Here is a 13,820-nt window from a genome sequence, read left to right as displayed (position 1 = left end):
CAAACCTTTGCCTCTGCCCCTGTGGGGCAGAGGCAGTGGAGTTCAGAAGCACAACAGGCCCTGAACTATCTGTTCAGGCGCACGCACCTGATGAACTATCCCCACTACCGCACTCAGGGCTGGCCGATTGGCTCAGGGCAGATCGAAGGCATCAACAAAAGTGTGATTGGCTGGCGCATGAAGGGTTCGGGCATGCACTGGTCCCGTCCTGGGGCCAGTGGCATGGCCTCGCTTCGTGCCAACCTGAACAACATCAATCCCCTGGTGAGTCTGGATGACGTTCGCCACGCTGCCTTTCCGATCCCAGCTTAGCGGGATGCACCCACTCAGATTCGCACCCTTGACCGATGCCCTCTGAACACTTATAGTTCTGAGGCTGGGAATCGAGGCGTAGCGCAGCCTGGTAGCGCACTACCTTGGGGTGGTAGGGGTCGTGAGTTCAAATCTCGCCGCCTCGACCAGCATCGAGTTCACAGGGTCCCTCCTGATCAGATCTGCGGAAGCCGTCAAACGCTTTCGCAGATTTTTTTGGTTCATCAATTCGTGCGTCGCCTGGGAACAGTGGGTTGCGCCGTCCAGACAGCGTGGGCCAGATGCTCTAGGCTAGGCCCAAATGGATTTCAATCTGCCCGATGACCTGCGCGAGGTGCAGGCGACTATTCGTGACTTCATGCTGTCCCGCGTGGAACCGCGCGCCCACGAGATTGAGGACACCAACAGCGTGCCACCTGAGTTGTTTAAGGAGGCCGCCGGGCTGGGCCTGTTCGGCCTGAGCATTCCCGAGGAATACGGCGGCGTGGGCCTTGGCATGCTGGGCCGCTGTGCCGTCTACGAGGCGCTGGGACAGGGGCACATGGGCTTCGGCGGCGTGATCAGCGCCCACGCCTCGATTGGCACGTCGGGTCTGGTCCGGCTGGGCACCGAGGAACAGAAGGGGCGGTTCCTACCACGCATGGCCTCCGGCGAGTGCGTGGCGGGTTTTGCCATCACCGAACCCAGCAGCGGCTCGGACGCGGCCAACATCCGCACCCGCGCCGTTAAAAAAGACGACGTGTACGTGCTGAACGGCACCAAGCACTACATCAGCAACGCGCCGATTGCCGGACTGCTGACCGTGATCGCCATCACCGATCCGGCGCGCGGCACCAAGGGCATGAGTGCTTTTCTGGTGGAGCCGCAGACCACCCCCGGCGTGCGCGTGGGCAAGATCGACGAGAAGATGGGGCAGAAGGGGGCGCTCTCCGCCGAGGTGATCTTCGAGGACGCCGAGATTCCCGCCGCGAACCTGCTGGGGCCGGAGCATATGGGCTACCGCGAGGCGCTGGGCATCCTGACCGCCGGGCGGGTAGGGATTGCCGCGCGCAGCACCGGGGCCATGCAGCGCCTGCTGGACCTCTCGGTGGCCCACGCCAAGACCCGCGAGCAATTTGGGCAGCCCATCGGTGAATTCCAGGCGGTGCAGTTCATGCTGGCCGAGATGGAAATTGCCGTGCAGACCAGCCGCGTGCTGTGGCAGAAGGTGGCCTGGATGGTGGACGAGGGCCAGGACGTGCGCCGCATGGCGTCCGTTGCCAAGTACCACGCCACCGAGGCGCTGTCCCAGGTGGCCGACAAGGCCGTGCAGGTGGCCGGGGGCATGGGCTACATGAAAGACAGCCCGGTGGAGCGCTACTACCGCGATCAGCGCCTGCTGCGAATCTACGAGGGCACCAGCGAGATTCAGAAGATCATCATCGCAAAAAGCCTGCTGGCGTAGGGCGATGGGCAGAGGGCCTTTGTCAGTCCCAGATCAGCGGCCTTCCTTTAAGATGGGGGCATGAGACCACCCGGACTGGCGCGAATCGGAATGATGCTGTGCGGTCTGGGACTGGCGGGCTGCGGTTCGCTGGACAGCGCGCCCACACCGCTGGCCGGGGACCTGCTGAATGCTCCTGCCACATTGAATCTGGGTGGGCAACTGCTGCGGCTCACGGCGGCCCCACAACTGGTCCGGGAGGCCGACCGCTTCAGTGTGCGCGTCAATGTGGAGGCCAGCGCCCCGGCCAGCAACCCAGCCGCGACTGATCCACTGAAGGTTACAGGCATTTACGTCTTCACCGGAGCGGGCCTGTGGCATTCGCCCCGGCTCAGCGATTTCTCGGGAGCCAGCAACTGCTTCACGCAGGTGTGTGCCTGGGGAAGTGGCAGCGCAAACGGCTTCACGGCGGGCGAGGACGTGCGTGTGATCGCCCAGCTTAGGGACGCCAGCGGCAAGACCTACTGGCTGCGCGACGCCCGGAGCCAGAACGTCGTTTCAAAACCGCTGATCCGCTAGCGAGCGCCCCTCATTCCTGATCGTCGTAATGGTGGAGCAGGGCCGCGTCGGGTTCGCTGCCGGGTTGGTGGTGCAGGGCCACCAGCCGGGCCACCCTTATCCTGGCCCCAGCGTGGGTCAGCAGTGTGGCCCCCAGTTCCGGGTGCTGGGCGCGGATGCCCAGCGCCCCCACAGGCGGCAGCAGGCGCGCCAGCCGGGTGGGCACCAGCCCCACCAGCACACGCTCGGCCACACGGTACGGGCGCACGCTCTTGCCGCAGTCGTGCAGCAGGGCGGCGGCCACCAGTTCAGGGGCCGCGCCAGGATGTTCGCGCAACAGGTGCAGGGTGACGCGGCAGGCGTGTTCGCGGTCACGGGGGTCCATACCCGCGTAGACCCGCGCTTCGCCCTGCGTCAGGTGGGTCAACGCCCAGGCGTCGTCCGGGTGGGCGTCCACGGCCCGCACGCTGCGCGCCAGCCGCCGCACCTTGGCCGCGTAACCCAGCGCCTTGCGGCCTATGCGGTCAGACAGGCGCAGGGGTTTCATGGGCATCAGGATAGTGGAAAGCGGCCCCTGGAACCGCAAGAAAAGAGCGGGAGGCCAGCCCGATCAGCCGCCTCCCATCCGTTCGAGCCATGAAGTTCAGTCGGCTGCCGTTTCCGCCCCGGCCACTTCCAGCGCCGCCAGCGCACGCTCGGCGCTCATGGCCGCGCGGGTGCCTGCGCCGACGCTGGTGCCCAACTGGCGATAGATGTAGTCGCTGACATCGCCCGCCGCGAACAGCAGGGGCACGCTGGTGTAGATCTCGTCGGTCACGTCCACGTAGCCGTCCTCGCGCAGTTTGACGGTGTCCTTGACGAACTCGGTGTTGGGCACATGGCCGATGAAGATGAACACGCCGTCGGTGGTCATGTCGCTGACCTCGCCCGTCTTGAGATTCTTGAGGCGCACGCCACTCACTGCGCCGTCGCCCTGGATTTCCTCCACGCCCGTATCCCAGATGAACTTCATCTTGGGGTTCGCGAAGGCGCGGGCCTGGGCAACCTTGTTGGCGCGCAGGCTGTCGCGGCGGTGGATCAGGGTGACTTCATCCGCAAACTTGGTCAGGAACAGGCCCTCTTCCACGGCGGCGTCTCCCCCACCGATCACCACCACTTTCTTACCCCGGTAAAAGAAGCCGTCGCAGGTGGCGCAGGTGCTGACGCCCCGGCCCCAGAACGCTTCCTCACCAGGGACGTTCAGGCGTTTGGGGTTCGCGCCCGTTGCCAGAATCACGCTCTTGGCACGGTAGTTGCCGCTGTAGCCCTTGACCAGGAATGGGTAGTGGTGATCGCCGGTCTGCTCGATGGCCTCCACCTCGTCCATCTCGATCTTGCCGCCGAACTTCTCGGCCTGCTGCTGCATCCGCCCGGCGAGTTCCATGCCGCTGATGGGTTCGGGGAAACCGGGGTAGTTCTCGACTTCCTCGGTCTGGGCGATCTGGCCGCCGGGCAGGCCCTTTTCCAGAATCAGGGTGGACAGGCTGGCGCGGCCCGTGTAGATGGCCGCCGTCAGTCCGGCGGGGCCGCCGCCGACGATCACGACGTCGTAATCCTGTGTTTGCGGGAGGGTGCTGGTCATGAGAAAAGCGTACCACCGCCCACTCTGAAAGTTGGTTAAGCACGCACAGTTTACTTTTTAAAGCATCAGTGATTGAAGAATCAGCGCTCAGGCGGCAGCGCACGATCCAGAGATGGCCGCACATACGCGCGCCACACCTCCAGGGACCGGGCCACCGGGCGGGGCGGACGCTGGGCGCTGAACTGTGACCGACGGTGCGCCGGGCCAAAACGCTCCATGATCCAGACCTCGTGCTGTTGCAGGGCGGAACGCAGGAGCTGACAGGCAAAACGGGCTGGGACGAGGCGGTCATCCAGGGTGTACAGGTGGGTGCGGCGGTTAAAGTGCAGCACTTCCCCCCCGCGCCGCACCCACAGCCCAGAGCTGTGCAGGGTCAACGTGTCCAGCACATACGCGCTGCTGCCCTGGGACGCTGGACGTTTCTGAAAGCCGCGCAGCAGCAGATGGCCCTGCCGGGCGTCCAGGCCCAGCAGCCAGAACTGGACGGTCAGGGGACAGGCGGGCCGGAGATCAACTCTTGTCATGTTATTGATAATAGTATATCATTACCAATCGATGACCTTTCCTGCCTCTCCATCTGTACCCATCACCGTGCTGTGCGGTTTTCTGGGTGCAGGCAAGACCACGCTGCTCAACCACCTGATCCGACAGTCCGGCGGACGCAAAATTGCCGTGATCGTCAACGAATTCGGCGCGGTCAACATTGACGCCAGCCTAGTGGTAAAGACCGACGAGCAGACGATTGAGCTGTCCAACGGCTGCATCTGCTGCACGCTGCGCGGCGATCTGCTGCTGGCCGTGGAAGACCTGCTGGACACTCGCACGCTGGACGCCATCCTGATCGAGTCCACCGGAATCGGTGAGCCGCTGCCCATCGCCCAGAGCTTTTGCCTGACCCCCGAGGAACTGGAGATCGAACCCGAACCCGGCCAGGACGCCATTCCCAACCTGCTGGGGCGGGTGCATGTGGACGCGATGGTGACGGTGGTGGACAGCGCCCAGTTCTTTGACCTGTGGAACCGCCAGGACAGCATTCCCGGCGACGACTTCGAGCGGGGCTTCGGGGAACTACTGGCCGAACAGCTCGAATTCGCAGACATCGTGGTGCTGAACAAAACCGATCTGGCAGCAGCAGACGACGTGCAGCAACTGCGCGAACTGGTGGGCATCACCAATCCCCGCGCCCGCGTGCTGGACGCCCAGCAGGGTCAGATAGACGTGACCGAGGTGCTGGACACCCATCTGTTTGACTTTGATCAGGCCAGCCAGATGGACGCGTGGATGGCCGAACTGGAAAAAGAACACACCCCTGAAAGCGAGACCTACGGCCTGGGCACCCACATCTACCGCGCGGCCCAGCCCTTCGATTCGGCGGCACTGCAAAAAGTGCTGATCGGCGGTCTGCCCAGAAACGTGATTCGCAGCAAGGGCTGGGTGGATCTGGGCGACGGACTGGCGACCCTGTGGAACCACACCGGGCGGCAACTGGCGCTGGAGGGGGCCGGGGAGTGGCACGATCCCGCCGAGGCGTTCAGCGAGATCGTGTTTATCGGACATAACCTGGACGGCGCGGCCATCGATGGGCTGCTGGAAGGGGCTATCTCACCCTGACCTCCGCCGCCCTTTTTCCCCTTACCCAACATCTCCAAAGGAGTTTCAAATGAGCCGTGAATGTTATCTGACAGGCAAGAAGAATCTGGTGGTCAACAGTGTGATCCGGCGCGGCAAGGCGCGGGCGGCGGGCGGCGTGGGCCGCAAGGTCACGGGCGTCAGCAAGCGGGTACAGAAGGCCAATCTGCAAAAGCGCACCATCCGCGAGGGCGGCGTGGTGAAGACCGTCTGGCTCAGCGCCCACGCCCTGCGGACGCTGGTGCGCGGCGGCTTTACGCAAGTGGAGTTGCTGTGAGGGGTCTGCTGCTGCTGGCTTTCCTGGGTCTGGCGAGTGCCCAGGCCGCGCCCCTGCAAGTCAGCGTGTCCAACAGCATCCTGGCCGATTTCGTGCGGAATGTCGGCGGCGCGCGGGTCAGCGTCAACGAGATCGTGCCTGTCGGGGCCGATCCACACAGCTTCCAGCCCACGGCCAGCGTGATCCGGGGTCTGGCGGGCAGCCGGGTGCTGTTCGTCAACGGGGCGGGGCTGGAGCCGTGGTTGCCGCAGGTACGCGCCTCTGCGCCGTCGGTGCCGGTCAAGACTTTGACCAGCGGTCTGAAGCTGCGTGAGGGCGGCAAGGAAGAGGAAGGCGAAGACCATGCCGGGGAAGAACACAGCGACTTTGACCCGCACGCGTGGTGGGATCTGGGACTGGCGGCGGGCTACGTGAAAAATATCCAGAGCGCGCTGACGGCCCTTGATCCGGCAGGCAAAACCAGCTATGCGGGGAACACCGCCGCGTACCTGAAAAAGCTGAGCGAGGCCGATGCCTACGCGAAAAAGCAATTTGCCACCCTGCCCGCCAGCAAACGCCAGATCGTGACCAACCACGACGCGCTGAATTATTTTGCCGCCCGCTACGGCCTGAAGATCGTGGGCGCAGTAATTCCCGGCCTCAGCACCGAGCGCGAGCCGAGTGCGCGCGAACTGGCAACGCTGATCACGGCGGTTAAAAAGAGCGGCGCAAAGGTCATCTTTACCGAGAACACGGTCAACATCCGTCTGGCGCAGGCGCTGGCAAAAGAGACTGGCGCAAAGATTGCCCCGCCCCTGTACACCGACGCGCTGGGACCGAAAGGGGGCGCGGGCGAAACGTTCCTGAAGGCGCTGCGCTTCAACGTGGATGAGATGGTAGGGGCGCTGAAATAGGACAGGTCAGCGACGCCAGACATACGGCGTCGTGGTGGTGACCGCCAGCAGACCACTACGCTCCAGAATCGGGCGGGAAAATTCGGTGGAGTCGCTGTGCAGGTAGCGCACGCCTCTGGCAAGTGCAGACCCGGCGCGGGCAGCGGTGAGGGCGCGGTAGATGCCCCGCCCACGCCACTCTGGAAGCGTACCGCCGCCCCATAACCCAGCAAATTCAGTGTTCGGGAGAACTTCAAGGCGGCCCACGCAGACCATCTCCTGCGCGGTTTCGGCCACCCACAGTTCCACCCGGCCCGCGCCCTGCTCGATGCGGCGCATCAGATCATCCTCGTCAGATGGGTGCCCGAAGGCGAGTTCCTGCGCTCTGGCAGCCCGCACCACATCCGGTTGAGGATCAGGTTGATTGTCGATGCGGCGCAGAGTGACCCCTTCCGGCAGCGGGACAGGCTGGGCCAGCAACTGGGCCTCACCCAGCATGACGGTTTCGGCATCCCCGGCCTTGAAACCCTGCGCGATGAGGCGTTGCGGCAGATCGGCGGGCGCGTCATGTCCACGCGTCTTCCACTCGAAGGACGTGGTGTGCGTATCGGCAGCGTAATGCGCGATGGTCTGCGCGATCAGATTATCCAGTGCCTGACCTTCCAGACCCGCCAGCGAACGGTAAGAAACAAACCCCCGGTCCCCAAACTTACCGCGCCACAGCGGGCCGTTCCGGTCAACACTGTCGGCAGACAGCATCTCGGTTCCCTCGCGCAACTGGGCGTCGTAGGCGGTCAGCAGGCTTGCTCGGAGGTCAGCGTCCATGCCTCAGCCTAATTCCTAATTCGCCCAGACCTCTCCTCTGCTTCTTGATAACCCACTCGCAATATCAGCCCGACAGGAGTAAGCTGCCGCCGTGCTGGGCGTTGAACATCTGACTGTCAAATATGGCTCGCAAGTGGCCCTGGAAGACGCCACCGTGCGTTTCGAGGCCGGAACCTTCTCGGCCATCATCGGTCCCAACGGTGCAGGCAAATCCACGCTGCTGCGGACGCTGGTGGGCCTGCTGCCGGACCACAATGACGCCGTGCAGTTCGACGCGGGCCACACCGCACAGAACTGCATTTCGTATGTGCCACAGCAGCAGACGCTAGACTGGGGCTTTCCGGTCACCGTCTGGGACGCAGCGATGATGGGCCGCACCGGACGCCTGGGCTGGCTGCGCTGGCCGGGCCGCGCGGACCGTGAGCGGGTGGCGGCAGCGCTGAAGGAAACCGGCGTGTATGACCTGAGACATCGCCACATCGGCGCGCTCAGCGGGGGCCAGCGCCAGCGCGTGCTGCTGGCCCGCATGCTGGTGCGTGACGGCCATCTGCTGCTGCTGGACGAACCGCTGACAGGAGTGGACGCCACCACGCAGGAACAACTGATGGCCCTGCTGCGCGCCCAGGCCGACAGGGGCCGCGCCGTGGTGATGGTCACCCACGATCTGGAACAGGCCCGGCGCTGGTGCGATCACCTGATCCTGATCAACAGGCGCGTGGTGGCCGACGGCACCCCCGCCGAGGTCTACACACCGCAGAATATCGAGGCGACGTTCAGCACCTCGCACCTGGGACATACCCATGCCGAGGCTTGAGGGCATGAGGGACGACTCCTGGAGCCTGCTCGAAAGCCTCAGACCCAATCCATGAACTTCCTGACTGATCCCCTGCAATTCGATTTCTTCGTGCGCGCGCTGCTGGCCGTGTCGCTGGTCAGCGTGCTGTGCGCGTTGGTAGGCGCGTGGGTGGTGTTGCGCGGCCTGAGTTACATCGGGGACGCCATGAGTCACGCAGTGCTGCCGGGCATCGTGGGGGCGTTCCTGTCGGGCGGCAGCCTGCTGTTGGGGGCGCTGGTGGCCGCCGTGTTGACCGCCCTGGGCATCGGCGTGGTGGGGCAGCGCAGCGGCCTCAAGCAGGACAGCGCCATTGGGATCGTGTTCGTGGGCATGTTCGCGCTGGGCATCGTGATGCTTTCGCGGGTGCCCACCTTTACCTCGGACCTGAGCCATTTTCTGATCGGCAACCCGTTAGGGGTCACCACCGCCGACCTGTGGAGCGCACTGGTGGTCACGCTGGTGGTGGGCACGGTGCTGTACGCGGTGCAGAAAGAACTGCTGCTGGCCTCCTTCGATCCCACCGAGGCGCGGGCGGTGGGCCTGCCCGTGAGGCGGCTGGAAAGCCTGCTCCTCATTCTAATTGGTCTGGTGGTGGTGCTGACCGTGCAACTGGTGGGCACCACCCTCAGCGTCAGCCTGCTGATCACGTCCAGCGCCACGGCCCGCCTGCTGGCCCGCAGTCTGCCGCGCATGATCGCGCTGGCCGCCGCGCTGGGTATTGGGGGCGGCGTGGTGGGCCTGTACCTCAGCTATTACCTGGACACGGCCACTGGCGCAACGATTGTGCTGGTGAACACGGCGGTCTTTCTGCTGGTGCTGCTGTTCCGGCGCAAGGAGTGAGCGCGGGTAGGTGCGCCATCTGGCCTAGCCGCGCCCCCACGCGATAAACTCACGCCAACGCTTCCGGGCTTCCCGGCGTTCGGCCCTCCGTCCACTCAAAGGATGTTCCAAGTTGCGCCCCAACCTCCTGTAATCACGGTTTGAATTGCCTGCCCACGTTGTCTGGGACGGCCTTCACCCACAGGGGGTTGCTGAATGCTGTTGCGTGCCACGGAAGTCGCCCGGATTTACGGCGACGAGACGGTTTTTGAAGGTGTGAACGTAGAGATCGGAGCGGGCGAACGCCTCGCCCTGATCGGAGAAAACGGCAGCGGCAAGAGTACGCTGCTACGCGTGCTGGCGGGGCTGGACGCGCCAGATGCGGGAACAGTGACGCGAATGGGCAGGCTGGCCCTGCTGACCCAGCACACCCGGACGGAGGCAGGGACGCTGCTGGACGCCGTGACCCCGCCGGGATTGCGACGGGCGCGGCAGGTGTTCAGGGTGACCTCCGCCGCACTATGCAACGCCGACGACAACGCCCTGAACGCCTTTGCGGAAGCCGAGGAAGCGTACCGGCTGGCAGGCGGCTACGATTTTGAGGCGCGGGCGGCAGGCGTGCTGGACGGTCTGGGACTGTCGGCAGAGCTGAATGCGGGGGCGCTGTCCGGCGGCCAGACCCGCCGCGTGATGCTGGCCCGTCTGCTGCTCTCCCCTTCTGACGTGTATCTGCTGGATGAACCCACCAACCATCTGGACGCGGACGGTGCGACGTGGCTGGAAGACTGGATTCAGGGATCGGATGCGGCGTTCGTGATGGCGAGCCATGACCGCACCTTTCTGGACGCGGTGGCAGGGCGGACAGCGGAACTGGAGCGCGGCACCCTGACCACGTATCCCGGCGCGTACACGGAGGCGATAGACCTCAAGGCGACGTTGCGCGAGGCCCAGGAGCGCGATTACGCCGCATTCAGGCGCAAGCGGGCGGCGCTGGAGGAAGAACGGCTGCGCCGCGCCAGCAAGGCCCGGAGTGCGGGCAGCTACAACCCCAAGCGCGCCAGCGACGGCGACAAGCTGCTCTCCAGAGGCAAAGCACAGAACGCCGAGAACGTCAATTCGTCCCGCGCCAGGATGCTGGAAAAGGCGGTGGAGCGTCTGGACTCCCATGCCACCACCAAGCCCTTTCAGGACCGCCGCACCGTGCGCCTGGATTTGCCCCCGGCTCCGCACGGCCCTTCCGAAGTGTTGAGCGTTCGGGCTTCAAGGGTCTGGCGCGGTGAGAACAGGATTCTGAGTGACGTTCATCTGGATGTGCGGCGCGGGGAACGTGTCGCCCTGACCGGCCCCAATGGCGGTGGCAAAAGCACCCTGCTGGGCGCACTCCTGGGCACGTTGCGGCATACAGGGGAACTTCGCTGGGGGCCGGGCCTGACCGTCTACGCGGCGGGGCAGCACGGCGAGGAACTGTCTGGACTGTCCACGGTAGGAAGTGCCTTGCTAGACGCCAACCCGGACCTCACACCGCACCAACTTCACGAGATTGCGGCGGGGCTGGACCTGCCAGGCGGCCCCGCCTTTGCCCTCTCTGGCCTGTCCGGTGGCCAGCGCACCCGCCTGAGCCTCGCGCGCCTGAGCGTCACGCGGGCGCAGGTGCTGGTGCTGGACGAGCCGACGAACCATCTGGACATTCGCGCCATTGAGGCGTTGGAGGACATGTTGCTGGACTTTCCCGGCACGGTCCTGCTGGCCAGCCATGACCGCACGCTAATTGGGCGGGTGGCGACGCGGGTATGGGTGGTGGAGGGCGGCAAGGTGCAGACAGAGATTTAACCGCCAGGGAATAGCTTCCTGGCGGTCAGACCATTTCCCTGAATGGAAAACCCTACTGGAAGCGCAACGTCGCCAACACCTTGGTAAACAGCGCATTTGCCGCCGCGTACCGGGCGGGCGAGTCGGTGAGCTGGAAGGAGTAAAGGTTTCGCGCGCCGTTGCCGTACCACACGCGAATTCTTAGCTGGCCCTGGGGGTGGGTCACACTGTACTCGCGCTCGCTGCCGCCCACGCCGCCGTAACGGGCGTCCTTGCTCGACAGTTGCTTGATGGTCACGCCGCTGGACTTGAGACCCGTCTCGAACTTGCCGAATTCGGTGTTCAGGTCCACGGCTTTGCCCTCTTTGGGCATGAACAGCAGGCGGATCAGCGTGGCAGGCGGGGCCTTGGCCGACACCAGACTGACGCCGGAGGTGCCGTCGGCGAAATCCGCGCCCAGCCAGCCCTGCGGCAAGCTGACCTTGAAGGGCAATTTGGAGTCGCTGAACGGCACCAGCGTCTGTGCGCCCGCCGTGCCCAGACTGATGGGGCCAAGACTGGCGGTGCCCACAGTGAGCGCGGCGACGGCAAGAAGAGAGGAAGCTTTCATACTCAGGACGGTAGCAACCCAGGGTGAGGACTTGCCCCACCGCGTCATCAGGAGGGCGTCGTCGGGGAACCGTCAGCGCCGGATGGGGCCTGGCCGGGGCCACAGGCGCAGGTCGGCGGGTCCGGCCACGTCGCGCAGGTCGACCGGGCCGTACACGCGGCTGTCCAGGCTGGACCCCAGGCGGCGGTTGTCGCCCATTACCCAGACCTTGCCCGGCGGCACCGTCAGCGCGGGCTGATCGCGCAGGAAGCCCTCGCTGGCGTAGCTTTCGGCCAGTGGCTGACCGTTCAGGACGACCTGCCCGTCCTGAATGGCCACCGTGTCACCCGCCAGCGCCAGCGCCCGCTTGACGTTGTAGGGGCGGTGGCGCAGACCCCAGACGCTTTCATAGCTGTACGGACTGTCCGCCGGGGCCTTGAAGATCAGCAGATCGCCGCGCCTCGGGTAAGGGGTAGGCAGGCCCCAGGCACGCAGCCAGCGCGGGTATTTCAGCAGCAGCAGCACGTCCCCGGTGGCCAGCGTTTCCTGCATCGAGTCGCCGTTCACCCGCGCCAGTGTGCCCCCGAAAGTGGTGAGCAGATAGACAGGCAACAACGCCCCCAGAATCCAGGTGCGCCAGGCCCGTTGCCAGGGACTGAGAGGGACTGGAGCCGATGCCGGGTTCACGGCTGCCCAGGGTAGCAGGCGCGCCCGCTGGGCGGTGCGATCCCGGAAATTGTCTCATTTTTCCCATACAGAGCGTACGAACGCTCCTGCACGGCTTCATTTGGCCTCCTATCGCATATAGCAAACGGTTTCCGGCATCTCTGGAATTTACCGTCACTTCAGAGATTGGGGGAAACCCAAGGGACAGGCTTTACCCTGCGTGGCATGAGCGCCTCCGAACAGCCCCAACTCCAGGTCGAGAAGTACGAAGAGGGAACCGGCACCCCCGCCCAGACCGGCAAGATGGTCCGGGTGCATTACACCGGCATGCTGGAAAACGGCCAGAAGTTCGATTCCAGCCGGGACCGGGGCGAACCCATCGAGTTTCCGCTGGGCGTGGGCTACGTGATTGCCGGCTGGGATCAGGGCATCGCGCAGTTGCGGGTGGGCGACAAGGCCAAACTGACCATCCCGGCCTCTCTGGGCTACGGCGAGGCCGGCGTGCCCGGCGTGATCCCCGGCGGCGCAACCCTGATCTTCGATGTGGAACTGGTGGACGTGCGCTGAGTCTGGACCTCCTGCCCCCCGCACCCATCGCCCCAACTTCTCGCCCCCAGCCGCTCGCGTGGTCTGGGGGCGAACTGCTGGCACAGGACGCCGCGCGAACGGCGGGCAGCAACAGCACAACACCCAGAATAGGGCCACTTTGCACTCTTGACCTGTGGGTATCTATATCGTAAACTCCGAAAGCAACGAAAACTAAGATCAGGAGGAGGTGACCTTGATTCAGGCACGCAGGGGCGAGATTCTGTCGCTGGCACAACAAAATGGCGAAGTTTCCGCCTCAGACCTTTCAAAACTTCTGGGGGTTTCGGAAGTCACGGTTCGCAGCGACCTGAAGGCCCTGTCGGATTCCGGGCAACTGCGGCGCACGCGCGGCGGGGCGCGGCTTCCCCTGGATCTCGAGCGTCCGCCCCTCCTGGGCGAGACCTCTCTGGAAGAAACCAGCCGCAGGCATTCGGCAGCCAAACGGCGCATCGGGCGGGCGGCGGCGGGACTGGTCCAGAACGATGAAACCGTGTTTCTGGATGTGGGCAGCACCACCACCGAAGTCGCCCGCGCCCTGTCGCCCACCCTGCGCGGCGTGACCATCATTACCAACGGACTGAACATTGCGCTGGAGCTGGAGCGGCTGCCCAACGTGCGGGTCATCGTGACCGGCGGCACGCTGCGCCCACTGCAACACTCGCTGGTCAGTCCCTACGCGCTGGAAGTGCTGGGACGCATCCACGCGGACCGGCTGTTTCTGGGCTGCAACGGCGTGAGCGCCACGGCAGGCGTGACCAACGCCAACCACGAGGAAGCCGAGATCAAGCGGATCATGGTCCAGCAGTCGCGCGAGGTCGTGGTGGTGGCCGATCACAGCAAACTGGGCCAGATCAGTCAGGCGCAGGTGGCCGCCACGGGGGCGGTGCGTACCCTGATCACTGACAAGTACGGCACCGGACCGCCTGCCGATCTGCTGAACTGCATTCCCGATCTTCGAATCGTCTAGACTCCGCTTCCACCTTAATTCAACACTCAT

The 13,820-nt window shown here is 64.8% G+C and carries 16 protein-coding genes, 1 tRNA gene and 1 pseudogene; 12 read left to right on the top strand and 6 right to left on the bottom strand.

The window, feature by feature from the left end:
• The 4 genes and pseudogenes from Q319_RS0109160 to Q319_RS0109145 all read left to right on the top strand — a co-directional run.
• A pseudogene (locus Q319_RS0109160) lies at positions 1 to 312 on the top strand (hypothetical protein); the annotation flags it as partial.
• A gap of 72 nt (positions 313 to 384) precedes the next feature.
• A tRNA-Pro gene (locus Q319_RS0109155) sits at positions 385 to 461 on the top strand.
• A 152-nt stretch (positions 462 to 613) separates the two neighbouring features.
• Positions 614 to 1,756: an acyl-CoA dehydrogenase family protein gene (locus Q319_RS0109150; RefSeq protein ID WP_029482027.1), complete on the top strand. Its 1,143-nt coding sequence runs from the start codon at positions 614 to 616 to the stop codon at positions 1,754 to 1,756.
• Between the two features lie 60 nt (positions 1,757 to 1,816).
• Positions 1,817 to 2,314 (top strand): hypothetical protein, encoded by a 498-nt coding sequence (locus Q319_RS0109145; RefSeq protein ID WP_156039246.1) that lies wholly within the window; start codon positions 1,817 to 1,819, stop codon positions 2,312 to 2,314.
• Positions 2,315 to 2,324: 10 nt separating this feature from the next.
• Here Q319_RS0109145 and Q319_RS0109140 read toward each other — a convergent pair whose 3' ends face one another.
• The 3 genes from Q319_RS0109140 to Q319_RS0109130 all read right to left on the bottom strand — a co-directional run bounded on the left by Q319_RS0109140 (position 2,325) and on the right by Q319_RS0109130 (position 4,438).
• Entirely contained in the window at positions 2,325 to 2,840 is a 516-nt protein-coding gene (locus tag Q319_RS0109140) for an HD domain-containing protein (RefSeq protein WP_029482024.1), read from the bottom strand.
• Between the two features lie 96 nt (positions 2,841 to 2,936).
• Entirely contained in the window at positions 2,937 to 3,914 is a 978-nt protein-coding gene (trxB, locus tag Q319_RS0109135; RefSeq protein ID WP_029482022.1) for a thioredoxin-disulfide reductase, read from the bottom strand.
• Positions 3,915 to 3,994: 80 nt separating this feature from the next.
• On the bottom strand, positions 3,995 to 4,438 hold the full coding sequence (locus Q319_RS0109130) for a hypothetical protein (protein WP_029482021.1): 444 nt from the start codon (positions 4,436 to 4,438) through the stop codon (positions 3,995 to 3,997).
• A 31-nt stretch (positions 4,439 to 4,469) separates the two neighbouring features.
• Here Q319_RS0109130 and Q319_RS0109125 point away from each other — a divergent pair, with 31 nt between their 5' ends.
• The 3 genes from Q319_RS0109125 to mntC are packed head-to-tail and all read left to right on the top strand — an operon-like array spanning position 4,470 to position 6,713.
• Complete coding sequence (locus tag Q319_RS0109125) at positions 4,470 to 5,525, top strand: CobW family GTP-binding protein (protein WP_029482019.1); 1,056 nt, start codon at positions 4,470 to 4,472, stop codon at positions 5,523 to 5,525.
• Positions 5,526 to 5,574: 49 nt separating this feature from the next.
• Positions 5,575 to 5,820 (top strand): 50S ribosomal protein L28, encoded by a 246-nt coding sequence (gene rpmB, locus Q319_RS0109120; protein WP_029482017.1) that lies wholly within the window; start codon positions 5,575 to 5,577, stop codon positions 5,818 to 5,820.
• Positions 5,817 to 6,713: a manganese ABC transporter substrate-binding protein MntC gene (gene mntC / locus Q319_RS0109115; RefSeq protein WP_029482015.1), complete on the top strand. Its 897-nt coding sequence runs from the start codon at positions 5,817 to 5,819 to the stop codon at positions 6,711 to 6,713. The genes rpmB and mntC overlap by 4 nt, the downstream gene beginning before the upstream one ends.
• 6 nt (positions 6,714 to 6,719) lie before the next feature.
• On the opposite strand, the gene Q319_RS0109110 is transcribed toward mntC, so the two are convergent.
• Positions 6,720 to 7,517 carry a GNAT family N-acetyltransferase gene (locus Q319_RS0109110; RefSeq protein ID WP_029482013.1) on the bottom strand — a complete coding sequence of 266 codons (798 nt, stop codon included), beginning with the start codon at positions 7,515 to 7,517 and terminating at the stop codon, positions 6,720 to 6,722.
• 91 nt (positions 7,518 to 7,608) lie between these two features.
• Between Q319_RS0109110 and mntA the strand changes: the two genes are divergently transcribed.
• The 3 genes from mntA to Q319_RS0109095 all read left to right on the top strand — a co-directional run bounded on the left by mntA (position 7,609) and on the right by Q319_RS0109095 (position 11,001).
• Positions 7,609 to 8,331: a manganese ABC transporter ATP-binding protein MntA gene (gene mntA / locus Q319_RS0109105; RefSeq protein WP_029482012.1), complete on the top strand. Its 723-nt coding sequence runs from the start codon at positions 7,609 to 7,611 to the stop codon at positions 8,329 to 8,331.
• Positions 8,332 to 8,382: 51 nt separating this feature from the next.
• Positions 8,383 to 9,192, top strand: coding sequence for a manganese ABC transporter permease MntB (gene mntB / locus Q319_RS0109100; protein ID WP_029482011.1), 810 nt, complete (start codon positions 8,383 to 8,385; stop codon positions 9,190 to 9,192).
• 195 nt (positions 9,193 to 9,387) lie between these two features.
• Positions 9,388 to 11,001, top strand: coding sequence for an ABC-F family ATP-binding cassette domain-containing protein (locus Q319_RS0109095; RefSeq protein WP_029482010.1), 1,614 nt, complete (start codon positions 9,388 to 9,390; stop codon positions 10,999 to 11,001).
• A gap of 52 nt (positions 11,002 to 11,053) precedes the next feature.
• Here Q319_RS0109095 and Q319_RS0109090 read toward each other — a convergent pair whose 3' ends face one another.
• Complete coding sequence (locus tag Q319_RS0109090) at positions 11,054 to 11,590, bottom strand: hypothetical protein (protein WP_029482008.1); 537 nt, start codon at positions 11,588 to 11,590, stop codon at positions 11,054 to 11,056.
• 72 nt (positions 11,591 to 11,662) lie between these two features.
• Entirely contained in the window at positions 11,663 to 12,256 is a 594-nt protein-coding gene (lepB, locus tag Q319_RS0109085) for a signal peptidase I (protein ID WP_029482007.1), read from the bottom strand.
• Positions 12,257 to 12,460: 204 nt separating this feature from the next.
• Here lepB and Q319_RS0109080 point away from each other — a divergent pair, with 204 nt between their 5' ends.
• Together Q319_RS0109080 and Q319_RS0109075 are read left to right on the top strand one after the other, a co-directional pair.
• Positions 12,461 to 12,802, top strand: coding sequence for an FKBP-type peptidyl-prolyl cis-trans isomerase (locus Q319_RS0109080; RefSeq protein WP_029482006.1), 342 nt, complete (start codon positions 12,461 to 12,463; stop codon positions 12,800 to 12,802).
• Positions 12,803 to 13,010: 208 nt separating this feature from the next.
• The gene (locus Q319_RS0109075; RefSeq protein ID WP_245619074.1) at positions 13,011 to 13,790 is read left to right on the top strand and encodes a DeoR/GlpR family DNA-binding transcription regulator; all 780 of its coding nucleotides are present in this window, start codon (positions 13,011 to 13,013) and stop codon (positions 13,788 to 13,790) included.
• Positions 13,791 to 13,820: the final 30 nt, after the last annotated feature.

It is taken from the genome of Deinococcus marmoris DSM 12784, from assembly GCF_000701405.1.
In the GTDB taxonomy this organism is placed as follows: domain Bacteria; phylum Deinococcota; class Deinococci; order Deinococcales; family Deinococcaceae; genus Deinococcus; species Deinococcus marmoris.
Note: the sequence above shows the minus strand (reverse complement) of the source record. Positions and strands in the feature narration are given on the sequence as shown.